Source organism: Sulfitobacter sediminilitoris, assembly GCF_010667575.1.
GTDB classification, from domain to species: domain Bacteria; phylum Pseudomonadota; class Alphaproteobacteria; order Rhodobacterales; family Rhodobacteraceae; genus Sulfitobacter; species Sulfitobacter sediminilitoris.
This window is the reverse complement of record NZ_JAABNT010000006.1, coordinates 101,381-116,192: the sequence shown is the minus strand read 5'-3', so window position 1 is coordinate 116,192 and position 14,812 is coordinate 101,381. Positions and strand designations below refer to the sequence as shown.

At 58.7% G+C, this 14,812-nt stretch carries 21 protein-coding genes; 12 read left to right on the top strand and 9 right to left on the bottom strand.

Annotated features, from left to right (window positions below; all coding sequences use genetic code 11):
- Positions 1 to 49 precede the first annotated feature (49 nt).
- The 7 genes from GV827_RS11640 to GV827_RS11610 all read right to left on the bottom strand — a co-directional run bounded on the left by GV827_RS11640 (position 50) and on the right by GV827_RS11610 (position 4,519).
- Positions 50 to 673, bottom strand: coding sequence for a trimeric intracellular cation channel family protein (locus GV827_RS11640; RefSeq protein WP_164353975.1), 624 nt, complete (start codon positions 671 to 673; stop codon positions 50 to 52).
- Entirely contained in the window at positions 670 to 1,122 is a 453-nt protein-coding gene (rnhA, locus tag GV827_RS11635; protein WP_164353974.1) for a ribonuclease HI, read from the bottom strand. The genes GV827_RS11640 and rnhA overlap by 4 nt, the downstream gene beginning before the upstream one ends.
- Positions 1,115 to 1,708: a class I SAM-dependent DNA methyltransferase gene (locus GV827_RS11630; RefSeq protein WP_164353973.1), complete on the bottom strand. Its 594-nt coding sequence runs from the start codon at positions 1,706 to 1,708 to the stop codon at positions 1,115 to 1,117. The genes rnhA and GV827_RS11630 overlap by 8 nt, the downstream gene beginning before the upstream one ends.
- Positions 1,705 to 2,157, bottom strand: coding sequence for a DUF3429 domain-containing protein (locus tag GV827_RS11625; protein ID WP_164353972.1), 453 nt, complete (start codon positions 2,155 to 2,157; stop codon positions 1,705 to 1,707). The genes GV827_RS11630 and GV827_RS11625 overlap by 4 nt, the downstream gene beginning before the upstream one ends.
- Positions 2,158 to 2,167: 10 nt before the next feature.
- On the bottom strand, positions 2,168 to 2,782 hold the full coding sequence (locus GV827_RS11620) for a LysE family translocator (RefSeq protein WP_164353971.1): 615 nt from the start codon (positions 2,780 to 2,782) through the stop codon (positions 2,168 to 2,170).
- Between the two features lie 89 nt (positions 2,783 to 2,871).
- Entirely contained in the window at positions 2,872 to 3,822 is a 951-nt protein-coding gene (gene ispH, locus GV827_RS11615) for a 4-hydroxy-3-methylbut-2-enyl diphosphate reductase (protein ID WP_164353970.1), read from the bottom strand.
- A gap of 151 nt (positions 3,823 to 3,973) precedes the next feature.
- Positions 3,974 to 4,519, bottom strand: coding sequence for a LabA-like NYN domain-containing protein (locus GV827_RS11610; protein ID WP_164353969.1), 546 nt, complete (start codon positions 4,517 to 4,519; stop codon positions 3,974 to 3,976).
- 132 nt (positions 4,520 to 4,651) lie between these two features.
- Between GV827_RS11610 and folK the strand changes: the two genes are divergently transcribed.
- The 12 genes from folK to recO all read left to right on the top strand — a co-directional run bounded on the left by folK (position 4,652) and on the right by recO (position 13,866).
- A complete protein-coding gene (folK, locus tag GV827_RS11605) occupies positions 4,652 to 5,263 on the top strand; it encodes a 2-amino-4-hydroxy-6-hydroxymethyldihydropteridine diphosphokinase (protein WP_235930329.1) in 612 nt (203 codons plus the stop codon).
- A gap of 72 nt (positions 5,264 to 5,335) precedes the next feature.
- Positions 5,336 to 5,689 (top strand): DNA-directed RNA polymerase subunit omega, encoded by a 354-nt coding sequence (rpoZ, locus tag GV827_RS11600; protein WP_164353968.1) that lies wholly within the window; start codon positions 5,336 to 5,338, stop codon positions 5,687 to 5,689.
- 34 nt (positions 5,690 to 5,723) lie between these two features.
- Entirely contained in the window at positions 5,724 to 7,868 is a 2,145-nt protein-coding gene (locus GV827_RS11595; RefSeq protein ID WP_164353967.1) for a RelA/SpoT family protein, read from the top strand.
- 57 nt (positions 7,869 to 7,925) lie between these two features.
- Positions 7,926 to 8,591, top strand: coding sequence for a DUF2062 domain-containing protein (locus GV827_RS11590; RefSeq protein WP_164353966.1), 666 nt, complete (start codon positions 7,926 to 7,928; stop codon positions 8,589 to 8,591).
- A 12-nt stretch (positions 8,592 to 8,603) separates the two neighbouring features.
- Positions 8,604 to 9,353: a pyridoxine 5'-phosphate synthase gene (locus GV827_RS11585; RefSeq protein ID WP_164353965.1), complete on the top strand. Its 750-nt coding sequence runs from the start codon at positions 8,604 to 8,606 to the stop codon at positions 9,351 to 9,353.
- The gene (locus GV827_RS11580; RefSeq protein WP_164353964.1) at positions 9,350 to 9,829 is read left to right on the top strand and encodes a nucleoside deaminase; all 480 of its coding nucleotides are present in this window, start codon (positions 9,350 to 9,352) and stop codon (positions 9,827 to 9,829) included. Before GV827_RS11585 ends, GV827_RS11580 begins: the two co-directional genes overlap by 4 nt.
- An 8-nt stretch (positions 9,830 to 9,837) precedes the next feature.
- Positions 9,838 to 10,245: a holo-ACP synthase gene (acpS, locus tag GV827_RS11575; protein WP_164353963.1), complete on the top strand. Its 408-nt coding sequence runs from the start codon at positions 9,838 to 9,840 to the stop codon at positions 10,243 to 10,245.
- A 126-nt stretch (positions 10,246 to 10,371) separates the two neighbouring features.
- Positions 10,372 to 11,208 (top strand): signal peptidase I, encoded by an 837-nt coding sequence (gene lepB, locus GV827_RS11570; protein WP_164353962.1) that lies wholly within the window; start codon positions 10,372 to 10,374, stop codon positions 11,206 to 11,208.
- Complete coding sequence (gene rnc, locus GV827_RS11565; protein WP_164353961.1) at positions 11,205 to 11,891, top strand: ribonuclease III; 687 nt, start codon at positions 11,205 to 11,207, stop codon at positions 11,889 to 11,891. The genes lepB and rnc overlap by 4 nt, the downstream gene beginning before the upstream one ends.
- A complete protein-coding gene (gene era / locus GV827_RS11560; RefSeq protein ID WP_164353960.1) occupies positions 11,888 to 12,796 on the top strand; it encodes a GTPase Era in 909 nt (302 codons plus the stop codon). Before rnc ends, era begins: the two co-directional genes overlap by 4 nt.
- Before the next feature lie 15 nt (positions 12,797 to 12,811).
- The gene (locus tag GV827_RS11555) at positions 12,812 to 13,141 is read left to right on the top strand and encodes a DUF1491 family protein (protein WP_164353959.1); all 330 of its coding nucleotides are present in this window, start codon (positions 12,812 to 12,814) and stop codon (positions 13,139 to 13,141) included.
- Positions 13,141 to 13,866, top strand: coding sequence for a DNA repair protein RecO (gene recO / locus GV827_RS11550; protein ID WP_164353958.1), 726 nt, complete (start codon positions 13,141 to 13,143; stop codon positions 13,864 to 13,866). The genes GV827_RS11555 and recO overlap by 1 nt, the downstream gene beginning before the upstream one ends.
- Here the strand turns inward: recO and GV827_RS11545 are convergent.
- Both GV827_RS11545 and GV827_RS11540 read right to left on the bottom strand, forming a co-directional pair.
- Entirely contained in the window at positions 13,850 to 14,242 is a 393-nt protein-coding gene (locus tag GV827_RS11545; RefSeq protein WP_164353957.1) for an META domain-containing protein, read from the bottom strand. The genes recO and GV827_RS11545 overlap by 17 nt on opposite strands.
- A gap of 9 nt (positions 14,243 to 14,251) precedes the next feature.
- The gene (locus GV827_RS11540; protein ID WP_164353956.1) at positions 14,252 to 14,767 is read right to left on the bottom strand and encodes a TetR/AcrR family transcriptional regulator; all 516 of its coding nucleotides are present in this window, start codon (positions 14,765 to 14,767) and stop codon (positions 14,252 to 14,254) included.
- Between the last annotated feature and the right edge of the window lie 45 nt (positions 14,768 to 14,812).

Genomic DNA, 14,812 nt, shown 5'->3' with positions numbered 1-14,812 from the left:
GCGTTAAGATATTCCTAACTTAAGATCAAAGCAGCGCCATCCGAAGTCTTCAGGTCTTGGGAGGTGTGCTTTTGTAGACGGGCAGATGCCAGCCAAACCAAAGCGATCCCGCGCGCAGCACCCAAGCGACAGCCGCACAGGCCAACAGGGCGAGGGGTGTCTCCACCAGATAGAAACGGGCCAGCACCGCCGTTGCGGCCCCTGCGAAAGCAGCGGTCACATAAAGTTCGCCCTGTTTCAGGATCAGCGGCACCTCACCGACCACCACGTCGCGCATCAATCCGCCCATGCAACCGGTGATCATGCCCATCAGGATCACGATCACGGCCGCCTGATCCAACGCCAGGGCGACACCAGCCCCCGCTGCGACAGCAATTGCCAGCGCAAAACTGTCAAGCCAGATCAGTGCCCTTAAACGGCTTTCCAGAAGATGCGCGGTGAAGAAAATGATCAGCGCGGCCCCCGCGGCGACGGCAAGGTAGGTCGGGTTCGCAATCCAGAAGATCGGGTTGCGATCAAGCAGCAGGTCCCGGATGGTGCCGCCGCCAAGCGCTGTCAGACTGGCAATAAAGGCAAATCCCACCAGATCAAGCTGCGCCCGGCTGGCGACCAGCGCCCCCGTAATGGCAAAGATCAACACTGAGCCATAATCCAAAAGTGCAACCATGCTCATGGTTTGAAGCGCTTCATACCGTCACGGGCCAATTGATCGGCGCGTTCGTTTTCCGGATGACCCGCATGGCCCTTGACCCATTCCCATGTCACCTTGTGGCGTCCGGCCGCTTCATCCAGCCGTTGCCACAGCTCCGCGTTCTTCACCGGCTTTTTGGCTGCGTTTTTCCAGCCATTCTTTTTCCAGCCAAAGATCCACTCGGTAATGCCGTTTTTGACGTAGTTGCTGTCCGTCACGATCGTGATTTCCGAAGGCCGCGCGAGCGCCTCAAGCGCGTTGATCGCGGCCAGCAGTTCCATCCGGTTGTTGGTGGTCTCGGCCTCGCCGCCTTTCAGCTCGCGTTCCCGGATGACTTTATCGCCCGTCTTGGCCTGCATCAGCACACCCCATCCACCCGGCCCCGGATTTCCGGAACATGCACCATCTGTATAGGCATAAAGTTCAGGCATGAGCGTGCAATGCAATCCAGTCGGCAAGGGACCCGTCGAGGCCCTTGTCACGTCCCGAAAACCGGTCAGTCACGGTAAAGCCAGCCTCGCACAGAAGCGCTGCAAGCTCATCATCGGTGTAGTAGGTATATAATCGGCCCAGCCTGTCGCGTTTACTGTCTTGACCGGACTTAAGTGCGATGTGGAAAAGGCCATCATTTTTGAGCGCCTTGTGCAACGCCGCCAGATGCCGCGGCATCGCGTCTCGTGCGGCATGCAGCAGACTGAAGTTGGCCCAGACGCCATCGTAGGCATCTTCGCCTTCGATCTGATCGAAGGTGGCAAGCTGTGCTGTAACCCCGGCATGTTTCTTTGCCCGTTCGATCATTTCGGGGACGGCGTCCGTGGCGGTCACCCGGTGGCCCGCCGCAGCGATGGCAGATGCACAAAGGCCCGGCCCGCACCCCAGATCGAGCACATGCGATCCGGGGGGCAGTTCCGAGATGAATTTCGCCAGCAGCGGGTCCTCGGCAGCAGCACGCCCTGTCACCTCTTCGTATTCTGCCGCCTTGTGTGCATAAACCCTGAGTGTTTCGTCATCGGTCACAGGAATATCCCGATGCACAAACAGGCCACGACAACGACCGTCAGCTGTGTGCGAAGGGTCATCCACCATGGGGGCGCAAGTCCCCAGCGGTAGAAAGCATAGTCCAGTAACAACAGACCAAGAAAACCGGTCGTCAAATTGGTCAGGGCGCTGGTCACACCGGTGCCGGGCATAAAGAACCACCAAAGTGCCGGAGAAACCGACAGCGCATAGGCAGCAAAAGCTTGCATGCCGTTGGCTTGCGCGGCAAAGCCAAACAGGACACCTGCCATGAACGTCAGAATGATGCCGCCGTAGCGGATCATGATGAGGTGGCCATCACCCTTGAGCACAGGCGGCAACGGGGAATTCGAGACGTCAAAAAGTTGCAGAACCAGAAGGGCCGCCCAAACGAAAGGCACGAGGCCGGCAATTCCAAGAAGGAGTGCAGCGGGAGGAATGCGGATCATTGTTCAGACCTCACACCCGTTCAAGGGCCAGACGGCCCGCCAAGGCTGCAAAGAGCGCGGCAAAGGTTCTGTTCAGCCAGCGCATCACGATTTCTGATCCCAAGAAACACTTTCGTGCCGCCGCAGCGAACGTGCCGTACGTCACAAAGACCGCAAAGGTCATGCCCATAAAGATTGCGCCCATCAGAGACATCTCAACGGTTGCAGTTGCTGCATTCCCGCTCAGGAACGGGGGCAGCAGGGCAAGAAAGAAGATCGACAGTTTTGGGTTCAGAATGTTGATCAGCGCCCCGCGTCTTGCAATGACCCAGCCACTTTCCTGCGTCTTGGTTTCCGACACTGCAAGGGCACCGCCTGATTTCAGGCTTTGCCAAGCGAGATAGAGAAGATAAGCCACACCCGCCCATTTCACAGCGGTGAACAAGACCGCACTGGTATGCAACACCGCAGCCAAGCCCAGTGTTGCTGCCGCCAAATGCGGCAAGATTCCAAAGGTGCACCCCAGCGCGGCCCAAAGGGCGGCGCGGCGGCCCTGACCCAGACCAAGGGCGAGTGTGTAAATAACACCCGTACCGGGTGCGATGACGACCACGAAGGCCGTCAAAAGAAATTGTAATGTAATCATGTCTGTTCTTGCATATTGTTTATGCACAGACCGTAGTCTGCATGCAATAGGGCGTAAAGTGGTGGTTGTCTTTGCTATGCAGGTTTTGCTCAGGCAGGTTCGCGCAGGACGCGGGGCACCTTGAACTCCACGTTTTCTTTTGCCGTCTCAACCAGTTCCTGAGTGACGTCGAACCGCTCACCAAAGGCGGCGATCACTTCATTGATCAGGACTTCAGGGGCCGAGGCGCCGGCGGTGATCCCTACGCTTTTGATGCCCTCAAGGCTGCGCCAGTCGATGTCATCTGCCCGCTGTATAAGTTGGGAATAGTCACACCCGGCGCGTGCGCCTACTTCGACCAGTCTTTTGGAGTTGGAAGAGTTTGGGGCACCGACCACAAGCATCGCATCGCATTTCGGGGCCATCGCCTTGACCGCTTCCTGCCGATTGGTTGTGGCATAGCAAATGTCTTCCTTGTGAGGTCCGACAATAGCCGGAAAGCGCGCCTGAAGCGCCGTGACGACTTCTGCCGTGTCGTCAATGCTCAGGGTGGTCTGCGTCACGTAAGCCAGACGTTCTGGGTCGCGCACTTCAACAGTGGCGACGTCTTCGGGTGTTTCGACCAACAAGACTTCGCCTTCGGGCAGTTGGCCCATGGTGCCGATGGTTTCGGGGTGGCCCTCGTGACCGATCATGATCATCTGAAGGCCGGCATCGGCATGGCGCTGGGCTTCGATGTGAACCTTGCTGACAAGGGGGCAGGTGGCATCGACATAGACCAGGTTACGCGCCTGCGCGGCAGAGGGGACCGATTTTGGCACGCCATGCGCAGAAAAGATAACCGGGCGGTCATAGGGACATTCGTCTAGTTCTTCGACAAAAACCGCGCCTTTGTCGCGCAAGCCATCGACAACAAATTTATTGTGCACAATCTCATGGCGCACGTAGACCGGCGCTCCCCACTTCTCGAGGGCCATCTCGACCATCTTGATGGCGCGGTCGACGCCTGCGCAGAACCCGCGTGGCGCTGCCAGGTAAAGTGTCAAAGGGGGCTTGGTCATGCGGCTCTCCTTGGTTGGAACCACAGGTACTGTGTCAGGTCGCGTTGGTCCAGTGGCGGTTGGCTTGGATCAGCGCGATGTTTTGGCAATTCGAATGAAAGAAGGGGCAGTCTGAATGGCTGCCCCTTCACTATGCTTTGACTGGGTCTGTTTACCCTTGATCGGTATCGCGCGGAGGCCGGCCAATCACGTCACGCAGGTCTTCCAGTTCAATGAAATTGTCGACCTGTCGGCGCAGATCGTCGGAAATCATCGGCGGCTGGCTGCGGATGGTCGAGACACAGGACACACGGACGCCTTGGCGCTGCAGGCTTTCGACCAAAGGTCTGAAATCACCGTCGCCAGAAAAGATCACGATGTGATCAACATGCGGCGCCAGTTCCATCGCATCAACGGCCAGTTCGATGTCCATGTTCCCCTTCACCTTACGGCGGCCCATGCTGTCGGTGTATTCCTTGGCGGGCTTGGTCACCATGGTAAAGCCGTTGTAGTTCAGCCAGTCTACCAACGGGCGGATTGGAGAATATTCGTCGTTCTCCAGCAGGGCCGTGTAATAGAAGGCGCGCAGAAGTTTACCCCGGCGCATGAATTCATGGCGCAGCAGCTTGTAGTCGATATCAAAGCCAAGGGTCTTTGCGGCTGCATAAAGGTTGGAGCCGTCAATGAACAATGCAAGCCGCTCGTCTTTGTAAAACATGTACTATCCTTCCGGCGTTGCCGCCGTTACTCTTTCACATCTCTTTTAGTGTGGTGCAGAACCAATAAAAACACTTCAATTCAATTTTGGGCTGGCACGCGCGGTCGCGCGCCTGTCTAAGGATTTTTGACCATGCTGCAAGCCCAAGTTCACGAAGAAACTGACGGGGAGATGCTCAACCCTCGGAAATCCATACTTTTGGCGTTGGGTTCTAACCTTACGTCAAGTGCTGGTTCTCCTGATGAAACCCTGCGGGCGGCGCTGCATCGCCTTGAAAAACTTGGCGCTGCGATTCGCGCCGTTAGTACGTTTTATAGCACGCCTGCCTTCCCAGAGGGCAATGGACCTGATTTTGTGAATGCCGCAGTAGACATCAGTGCAGATTGGTCAGCGCAGGAGACACTTGCGATCTGTCATCAGATCGAGGCTGAAATGGGACGTGAACGCGCGCAACGCTGGGGGCAGCGTACACTTGATCTGGACCTCATTGCCTATGGCGATGTCGTGTTGCCCGATGCGAAAACCCATGTAGAATGGCGTAATCTTGCGCCGGACAGACAAATCAGCCGCACACCGAGCGAGCTTATTCTGCCCCATCCCCGTATGCAGGACCGCGCCTTTGTCTTGGTTCCTCTGGCGGATGTGGCCCCCGATTGGAAACATCCGCTGCTGGGGCAGACCGTGATCCAGATGCGCGACGCGCTAAATCCAGCAGATATCAAGGCTGTTGTCGCGCTGGAATAACGGCTTGTAAATCGGCCCAAAGCGACCTACATAACGCACTTCTGACTGCCTTTTGAGATATTGGAGAGTTCCATGGCCCGCGTCACCGTCGAAGATTGTGTAGACAAGGTTCCAAACCGTTTTGAGCTTGTCATGCTTGCGGCCCACCGGGCGCGCGAAATCTCTGCCGGTTCGCCCGTGACCGTGGATCGCGATAACGACAAGAACCCTGTCGTATCCCTGCGCGAAATTGCCGAGGAAACCCAGTCTGCCGATGATCTGCGTGAGCGTCTGATCGAAAGCAACCAAAGCCAGATCGAGGTTGATGAGCCAGAAGAGGACGCAATGGCGCTTCTTATGGGTGCAGAGCAGGACAAGCCGGAAGAAGACAGCATGTCTGAGGAAATGTTGCTGCGTCAGCTCATGGCTGCGCAAGGGCAGGGCTAACCCCGCCGCCCCCTTTTTGGGGATATGAGGCAGAATGCTGGATACCGCTGAAATCACTGCCGACGATCTTGTAGCCCTTGTTCGGGCCTACAATCCAAAGACAAACGAAAAGCAAATTCGCGCGGCCTTTACCTATGGCCGCGATATGCACGACGGACAGTTCCGTCATTCGGGCGAGCCCTATTTCACCCATCCCGTTGCTGTCGCCGCCATCTTGGCAGAACAACATCTGGATGATGCGACCATAATCACCGCCCTTTTGCATGACACAATTGAGGACACCCGCGCTTCCTATTCGGATGTGGACAAGCTCTTCAGCACCGAGGTGGCCGAGCTTGTCGATGGCGTCACCAAGCTGACCAACCTGCAACTCACCTCGACCGAGACCAAGCAGGCCGAAAACTTTCGCAAGCTCTTTATGGCGATGTCCAAGGACCTGCGTGTTATTCTGGTCAAGCTCGCCGATCGTCTGCACAACATGCGCACGATCAAGGCGATGCGCCCTGACAAGCAGGCAAAAAAGGCGCGCGAGACGATGGACATATATGCGCCGCTTGCGGGTCGCATGGGTATGCAGTGGATGCGCGAAGAACTCGAGGACCTTGCCTTCAAGGTGCTGAACCCCGAAGGCCGCGCCAGTATCATCCGCCGCTTTATCACGCTTCAGCGCGAAACCGGCGATGTGATCCAGCGCATCACCGGCGACATGCGCCGCGAGTTGGAGGCCGCAGGGATCGAAGCCGAAGTGTTTGGCCGTGCCAAAAAGCCTTATTCGATCTGGCGCAAGATGCAGGAAAAGGAACTTAGCTTTTCCCGCCTGTCGGACATTTACGGATTTCGAGTGATTACGAAGTCCGAAGAAGACTGCTACCGTGCGCTGGGCGCCATTCACAAACGCTGGAAGGCGGTGCCGGGTCGTTTCAAGGACTATATCAGCCAGCCCAAATCAAACGGTTATCGGTCGATCCACACCACCGTGTCTGGACGCGATGGCAAGATCGTTGAAGTTCAGATCAGAACCCGACAGATGCACGATGTGGCCGAAACAGGTGTGGCGGCGCATTGGTCCTACCGCGACGGCGTGCGCTCCAAGAACCCCTTTGCGGTGGATCCGGCCAAATGGATTTCGCAGCTCTCAGAGCAATTTGACGCCGAGGAAGATCACGAAGATTTCCTCGAAGCCGTCAAGCTTGAGATGTATGCCGATCAGGTCTTCTGCTTCACCCCCAAGGGCGACGTGGTCAAGCTGCCGCGCGGGGCTACGCCGATTGATTTCGCCTATGCGATCCACACCCGCATCGGCAATGCCTGTGTAGGGGCCAAGATCGACGGTATGCGCGTGCCGCTTTGGACCCGCGTCAAGAATGGTCAGTCTATCGAGATTATCCGTGCCCAAGGTCAGACGCCGCAGGCGACCTGGCTTGACATTGCAACGACGGGCAAGGCCAAATCCGCAATCCGCAGGTCCCTGCGCGAAGAAGATCGGGTGCGGTTCGTGAAACTGGGGCGTGAACTGGCACGCTCCGCCTTTGCCCAAGTGGGCAAGCGCGCGACGGACAAGGCATTGCGCACAGCTGCAAGACGGATGCAGTTCAAGGGGGCCGAGGACCTGTTGGCAAGCTTGGGCAGTTCAGAGATCACAGGCCGCGAAGTGGTCCAGTCGGTCTATGCGGACCTTGCGCCAAAAGAAGGTGAGCAGATCGATGCGGCCCGCGCCGTGGTGGGTCTGGAGCCGGGCCAATCGTTTAACCGTGCACCATGCTGCAACCCCTTGCCAGGCGAACGCATCATCGGGATTACCTTCAAAGGCGAAGGCGTGACCGTCCACGCCATCGACTGCGAAAAGCTGTCTTCGTATGAGGACCAGCCAGAACGCTGGATCGACCTGCGCTGGCACGAGGGCAACCATCCAGCCGTTTACGAAGCGGTGATTGACCTAACCATTGGCAATGGCGCAGGCGTTCTGGGCCGCATCTGTACCTTGATCGGAGAGGCGTCGGCAAATATCTCGGATCTGGAATTTTTGGAGCGGAAACCTGACTTTTACCGTCTGCTGATCTATGTGGCATTACGGGATGTTGCGCATCTGCATTCCTTGATGTTGACGCTGGAAGCAGAAAGCGACGTGGCGGCAATCTCAAGATACCGCAAAATAGACGCGCAAAAGCCCGCGAGATGACCGAGACACCATTTATGCCGCTGGGCCCAAAGATACGACCGATACTGGATTTCTGACTTGATCTTTAAACGCCGTGATCCGAAACCAACCTTACGCGCGGTGGCCGAATTCTTGTGGCCACGCGGGGGTTGGACGCGCGCGTTTCACTACGTCAAACACAGGATGAAGCGCCTGCCTGACAGTCCCGAGCGCATCGCGCGTGGGGTGTGGGCGGGGGTGTTTGTCACCTTTACTCCCCTATTTGGCATGCATTTCGTCTTCGCGGCCCTTCTGGCGCGGATGATGAAGGGCAATATTCTGGCCTCATTGATGGCGACCTTTGTGGGCAACCCGCTGACCTTTGTCTTTATCGCGCTATCATCGCTCAAAACCGGGCATCTGATCCTTGGAACAGAGTTGGAAGAGGGCGAACTGCGCGCGCTCAGCCGCAAGTTTGGCGACGCGGGAAGTGACCTGTGGCACAATTTCATCGCCGTTTTCACCGATGCCAAGATGGACTGGTCCGGCCTCACTATTTTTTCGCGTGAGGTTTTCTATCCCTATTTGATCGGCGGCATCATTCCCGGTGTGATTTGCGCCACTGCGGCCTATTATCTCATGGTGCCGCTTCTGCAAGCCTATCAAAAGCGGCGGAGGGGTCTGATCAAGGCCAAGTTTGAAGCGCTGAAACAGAAAACTGCCGCCAAGGCCGAGGCCAAGCGCAAGGCTGATGAAGTCAAATAGGAAGGACACGGGATGTCAGGAACAGAAAAACTTCGGCTGGGCGTGAACATCGACCATGTGGCGACCGTGCGCAACGCACGCGGTGGGACGTACCCGGATCCGTTGCGCGCCGCCAAGATTGCCGAGGTCGCTGGCGCTGATGGCATCACGGCGCACCTGCGTGAGGACCGCCGCCACATCTCTGATGCAGATATCGAGGGGCTGATGGATGTCCTGTCCGTGCCGTTGAACTTTGAGATGGCAGCGACCGATGAAATGCAGAAAATCGCCCTGCGCCACAAACCCCATGCCGTCTGCATCGTGCCGGAAAAGCGCGAGGAACGCACAACGGAAGGCGGGCTTGAGGTCGCGCGCGAAGAAAACCGACTTGCCCATTTCATTGCGCCACTGCGCGAGGCAGGGAGCCGCGTGTCGATCTTCATCGCCGCAGACGAGCGTCAGATCGAAGCGGCCAACCGCATTGGCGCGCAGGTGATCGAACTGCACAGCGGGGCCTATTGCGACGCCTATACCGAAGGTCGTTTCGACGAAGCGGATGAAGAGCTTGAAAAGATGCGGCAAATGGCGACCTACGGTCATTCTCTTGGGCTTGAGGTTCATGTGGGCCACGGCCTGACCTATGACACCGTGTCGCCCGTCGCCGCCTTCCCCGAGGTCCGAGAACTTAACATCGGTCATTTCCTGATTGGCGAGGCGATCTTCCTTGGGCTTGAACCGGCGATCAAGGAAATGCGACGCCTTATGGATGAGGCCCGCGCGTGAGCGACCCGATTAAGGCCAGCGCGCAAGAGCGGGCGATCATGGCGGAGATCAACGCTTGGGCGGCCGAGATAGGCAAGACCGAAGGCAAGCCAGCGTTTACCGCCGCAATCCTTAAAGACGGCCAAGAGATTGTCCGGGGCCGCAACACGGTCGGTCAGGATCAAGACGCGACGCGTCATGCCGAGGTGGTGACGATCGGCAAGGCCGGCGCCGCGCTGGGCCAGCGCGACCTGTCCGGCTACACGCTGCTGGCGTCCTGCCAACCCTGCGAGATGTGCCTTGCTGCAATGCGCTGGGCCGGGATCGACCGTGTTATCTTTGGTGCGCGCAAGGAAGAGATCGACGCCGAGATGTTCCGCTTTCCTGATCTGTCTCTGGCGCACTTCCACGCGGCCTGCGGTGGTGCTTTCGATTATGCGGGCGGTGTACATGCGGAAATGGTGACGCATCTCTACCGGCTCGATAACGAGGGCTAAGGACCAGCATGATCCTTGGAATCGGGACGGACCTTGCGAATATCGAGCGGATCCAGGGCACGCTCGACCGTTTTGGTGATCGTTTCCGCAACCGTGTCTTTACGGAGGTAGAGCAACGCAAGGCAGAGCGCCGCAAGGATGTGGCGGGCACCTATGCAAAACGCTGGGCAGCCAAGGAAGCCTGCTCCAAGGCGTTGGGCACCGGCCTGCGCATGGGGATCAGCTGGCGTGATATGGCGGTCAGCAATCTGCGGACCGGACAGCCCGTTATGGAAGTGACCGGGTGGGCCGCCGATCGGCTGGCAGAGATGACCCCACCGGGACATGAGGCGATCATTCATGTAACACTGACCGATGACCATCCATGGGCACAGGCCTTTGTCCTGATTGAAGCGCGCCCTATCGCCGAGGCCTGAGCTTGCTGCAGTCCTATGAAGTGAAAGCCAGCCACCGGCGGCCTGAGGTCACAACCCTATCCCCCACCTTGACAGCACCGCCCCCCACCCGCATGTACCCTTAAATTTCCATGGAAGGGACGCCGCATGGCTGACAAGGAAAAACCAGGCAACGCTTTTGTCGAAACGGTCAAAACGATCGTCTACGCGCTGCTGATTGCGGGCATTTTTCGCACGCTGTTTTTTCAGCCGTTCTGGATCCCTTCGGGGTCGATGAAAGAGACGTTGCTGATTGGTGATTTCCTTTTTGTGAACAAGATGGCCTATGGCTATTCCTACGCGTCCTGTCCCAGCCTGATGCTGCCAAACATAGGCATCGAAGTGGACGCCGAGGACGTCTGCGGATTTTTTGACGGGGACAACACCCGTCTGATCGGCGGTGAGCCGGAGCGGGGCGATGTGGTGGTCTTTCGCCATCCGGTATCGGGTCGGGACTATATCAAGCGGTTGATCGGTCTGCCGGGCGATACGGTGCAAGTGAAACAGGGTGTCATCCACATCAACGGCGACCCCGTCAAGCTTGAGCAAGACGGCACCTTCGAGGAAGAGATGACCGCGCAAGGGCCACAGCGCCTGCGCCCACGCTGCGAAAATGGACCGCTGGGCGAGGGCGGGACTTGCATAAAATCGCGCAAGATCGAAACGCTGCCCAACGGGGTGTCCTATCCGGTTCTTAACATCGGCAACCAACAGTCCGACAACACAGGTCTCTATACGGTGCCTGCGGGACATTACTTTTTCATGGGCGACAACCGCGACAACTCTGCTGACAGCCGTCTGGCGCAGCAGGTCGGCGGCGTGGGTTTTGTCCCCTATGAGAACCTCATCGGACGGGCCGATCGCATCATGTTCAGCTCGGCCGGGCGGTCGATGCTGTTCTTCTGGACATGGCGCGGTGACCGGTTCTTCAAAGCAGTTGAATGAAGCTGAACGGTGATCTCAGGGCCTTTGAGGGGCGCATCGGACATACGTTCGCCGATCCGGCGCTTCTGAGCCGTGCTGTCACCCACGCCTCAATGTCCTCGGCCAACCGAGACGACAACCAGTTGCTTGAATTTCTGGGCGACCGTGTGCTGGGTCTGGTGATGGCGCAGGCGCTGCTGGAACTGGACCCGAATGCGACTGAAGGGCAGCTTGCTCCGCGTTTTAACGCCTTGGTGCGTAAGGAAACCTGCGCAGATGTCGCGCGCGAGATTGATCTGGGAAAAGTCCTGAAACTGGGCCGGTCCGAGATGATCTCAGGCGGGCGGCGCAAGCAGGCGCTTTTGGGCGACGCTATTGAAGCGGTGATTGCGGCTGTCTATCTGGATGGCGGCTTTGATGCGGCCAAGGCATTGGTCTTGCGGCTTTGGGGCGACCGGATCGAAATGGTCGAGGAAGACGCGCGCGACGCCAAGACCGCGTTGCAGGAATGGGCGCAAGCGCGCAAACTGCAGCCGCCCAAGTACGTTCAGACCGGCCGCACGGGGCCGGATCACGCCCCGGTCTTTACCATCGCCGCGCGATTGGAAAACGGGGCCGAAGCACAGGCCAGCGCCCCATCGAAACGGGCCGCAGAACAGGCCGCCGCCAGCACATTGCTGGCGCAATTGGAGAATGACACATGACAACCCGCGCCGGTTTCGTCGCCCTGATCGGAGAGCCAAACGCTGGCAAATCCACGCTGCTCAACCGCATGGTGGGCGCAAAGGTGTCGATCGTGACGCACAAGGTCCAGACCACCCGCGCCCGCATCCGCGGGGTCGCCATGGAGGGGGACAGCCAGATTGTTTTCGTGGATACTCCTGGGCTCTTTCAGCCACGTCGGCGGCTCGACCGTGCAATGGTTGCAGCGGCCTGGGGCGGTGCTGCGGATGCCGATGTGGTCGTCCTGCTGGTCGAGGCAAATCGCGGCGTCACCGAAGGGGTTGAGCGTATCCTCGAAGGGCTCGCTGATATCGGACAAGGCCGCAAGGTTGCACTGGCCATCAACAAGATCGACAGGGTAGAGGCCCCCGTTCTGCTGGGGCTCTCCAAGGACCTCAACGACCGATATCCATTTGCCGAAACGTTCATGATCTCAGCCGAGCGGGGGCATGGCGTGGATACGTTGCGCGCATGGCTGGCAAAAGAACTGCCCGAAGGTCCGTGGTTGTACCCTGAAGACCAGATTGCCGATCTGCCCATGCGAATGATTGCCGCAGAGATGACCCGCGAAAAGCTGACCCTGCGCTTGCATCAGGAGCTGCCCTATCAGTTGACCGTGGAGACGGAGAGCTGGGAAGAGCGCAAGGATGGCTCGTGCAGGATCGACCAGTTGATCTATGTGATACGCGACGGACACAAAGGCATCGTACTGGGCCACAAGGGCGAAACGATCAAGGCGGTCAGCAAGGCCACACGGGAAGAGCTTGAAGAATTCCTTGGCCGCCGCGTGCATCTGTTTTTGCAGGTCAAAGTGCGTCCAAACTGGCTGAACGAAGCGGAGCGGTATTCCGAGATGGGTCTCGACTTCAAGGACGGGAATGGCTGAGGGCGGGAACATAAGATGGCGCGCCTGACAGCCCGGTTCTGGGTGGACGCCTATATCGCGCGCCTGTCGCAACACGGCATTCCTGCGTTTGTGGTTTCCCATGGGGATGACACCAGCGGTGCTGTCCTGATCAAGCTCTCTACACTGGACGGTCAGGCGGCGCTGTTCCACCGCTCCTTTGACCTTGATACAGGCGCACAGCGCTGGACCGAGATGAGTTGCGGGACCGATCGCGAGGTGGACGAGAGCATCATGCGCCAGCGCAGTTTCGATCCCGATCTCTGGGTGATCGAGGTTGAGGACAAGCACGGGCGGCATCTGCTGGATGAGGAAGGCCTTGCCTGATGGAATGGCGTGATCAGGGGATCCTTCTGGCCACGCGCCGCCACGGTGAAACTTCTGCTATCATCGAAATGTTCACGCCCTCGCAGGGCCGCCACATCGGCGTTGTGCGCGGCGGGACCAGTCGCAAGATCGCCCCCATACTCCAGCCCGGCGCGCAGCTTGACGTGGCGTGGCGCGCGCGACTGGAAGATCACATCGGCAGCTTTACCGTGGAACCGGTCCGCAGTCGCGCGGCCACCGCGATGGGCGACAGGCTGGCACTGGCCGGGCTGAATGCAGTTACGGCGCTTTTGTCTTTTTGCCTGCCCGAAAGGGAAGCTCACCCCGCGCTTTACGCCCGAACAGAGGCGTTGCTTGATCTGCTGGGGCAGGGGGATGTCTGGCCACTTGCCTACTTGCAGTGGGAATTGGGATTGCTCGAAGAGATGGGCTATGGCCTTGATCTTGGCTCATGTGCTGTGACCGGCGCGACGGAGGGCCTTGTGTATGTCTCTCCCAAGTCGGGGCGTGCCGTGTCGGAAAAAGGCGCAGGCGATTGGGCCGACAAGTTGTTGCCGCTGCCGGATGTGCTGCGCGGACAAGGGGAGGCACCGGATGCCGAGATCGCACAGGCCTTCAAGACAACCGGCCATTTCCTGAACGCCCATCTGGCCCGTAATCTGGGAGACAAGCCCCTGCCAGAGGCCCGCGCACGATATGTCGAAAGGTTCAGTCGCGGGCTTTGAAGACCAGAAGCGGCGTGTCTTCGTCCGACAGGGTAAGCCTGTCACCTTCCACGACTGCCACCCGCGCCGCGCGCAGAGCGTCGAAATACGCGGCTTCGGCATCCAGGTCGGGACAGGCGCGCCGGGTGGCGGCGATCGGCCCCACCTTGATCCACGGATATGGCATGATGTTGGTGCTGGTATAGCTGTTGCACGGTGCCATGCCCGCGATCCGGTTGCGCGCTGGAAAGGTGATCGTGGCGCGGGCGTTGAATGGTGTGCCCCTCAACATCTCCAGATGCCATTCGTAATCTGCCGCCCCGTAGCGGCGCAGGGTCTCATCCGGTTGCCACACGGTCAGCGCAAGGATCACGGCAAAGATCACATGGCTTGGCATCAGGTCGGCCTAACGCAGGGCCAGCACGGTATCGATCAAGGTGTCGAAAGGTGCCATGTCCGTATCCGTGCTGAGCGATAGGCCTGTCAGCGCCGCCTGCAATGCGCGGGCAAAATCAGTGTTGCGCAGCCCCAGCTGGCCCAAAAGCCGGGTCAGATAAGCCAATCGTTCCGTGTCCACCTCAACCAAGGCTTCCCGCACGCGATGGTCATTCTGCGCCCAGATGCGCAACTGCGGTTCAACAGGATCGGCCAGAATAGCCCGTCCAAAATCCCGCAGTCGTTTGTCCGCGTCGTCGCTTTGCTGCAACTGGTCCAACACCTGTTCCAGCGCGCGGGTCTGCCATTTGGTCAGCAGCGCGTCCTGAAATGCGGGAACGTCCTTGAAATGCCAATAGAACGACCCTTTCGTCGTCCCCAGCGCGCGCGCCAGAGGTTCAGCCGCAAGTGCCAATGGGCCAGAAGCTGCAAGGGCATCGAAGCCAGCAGAAATCCACTTTTCAGGAGAGAGTCGGGGGCGTGACATGAGGGTCTGATACCGCCCGCAGGGGTGGAGAGGCAAGTGGTGCCT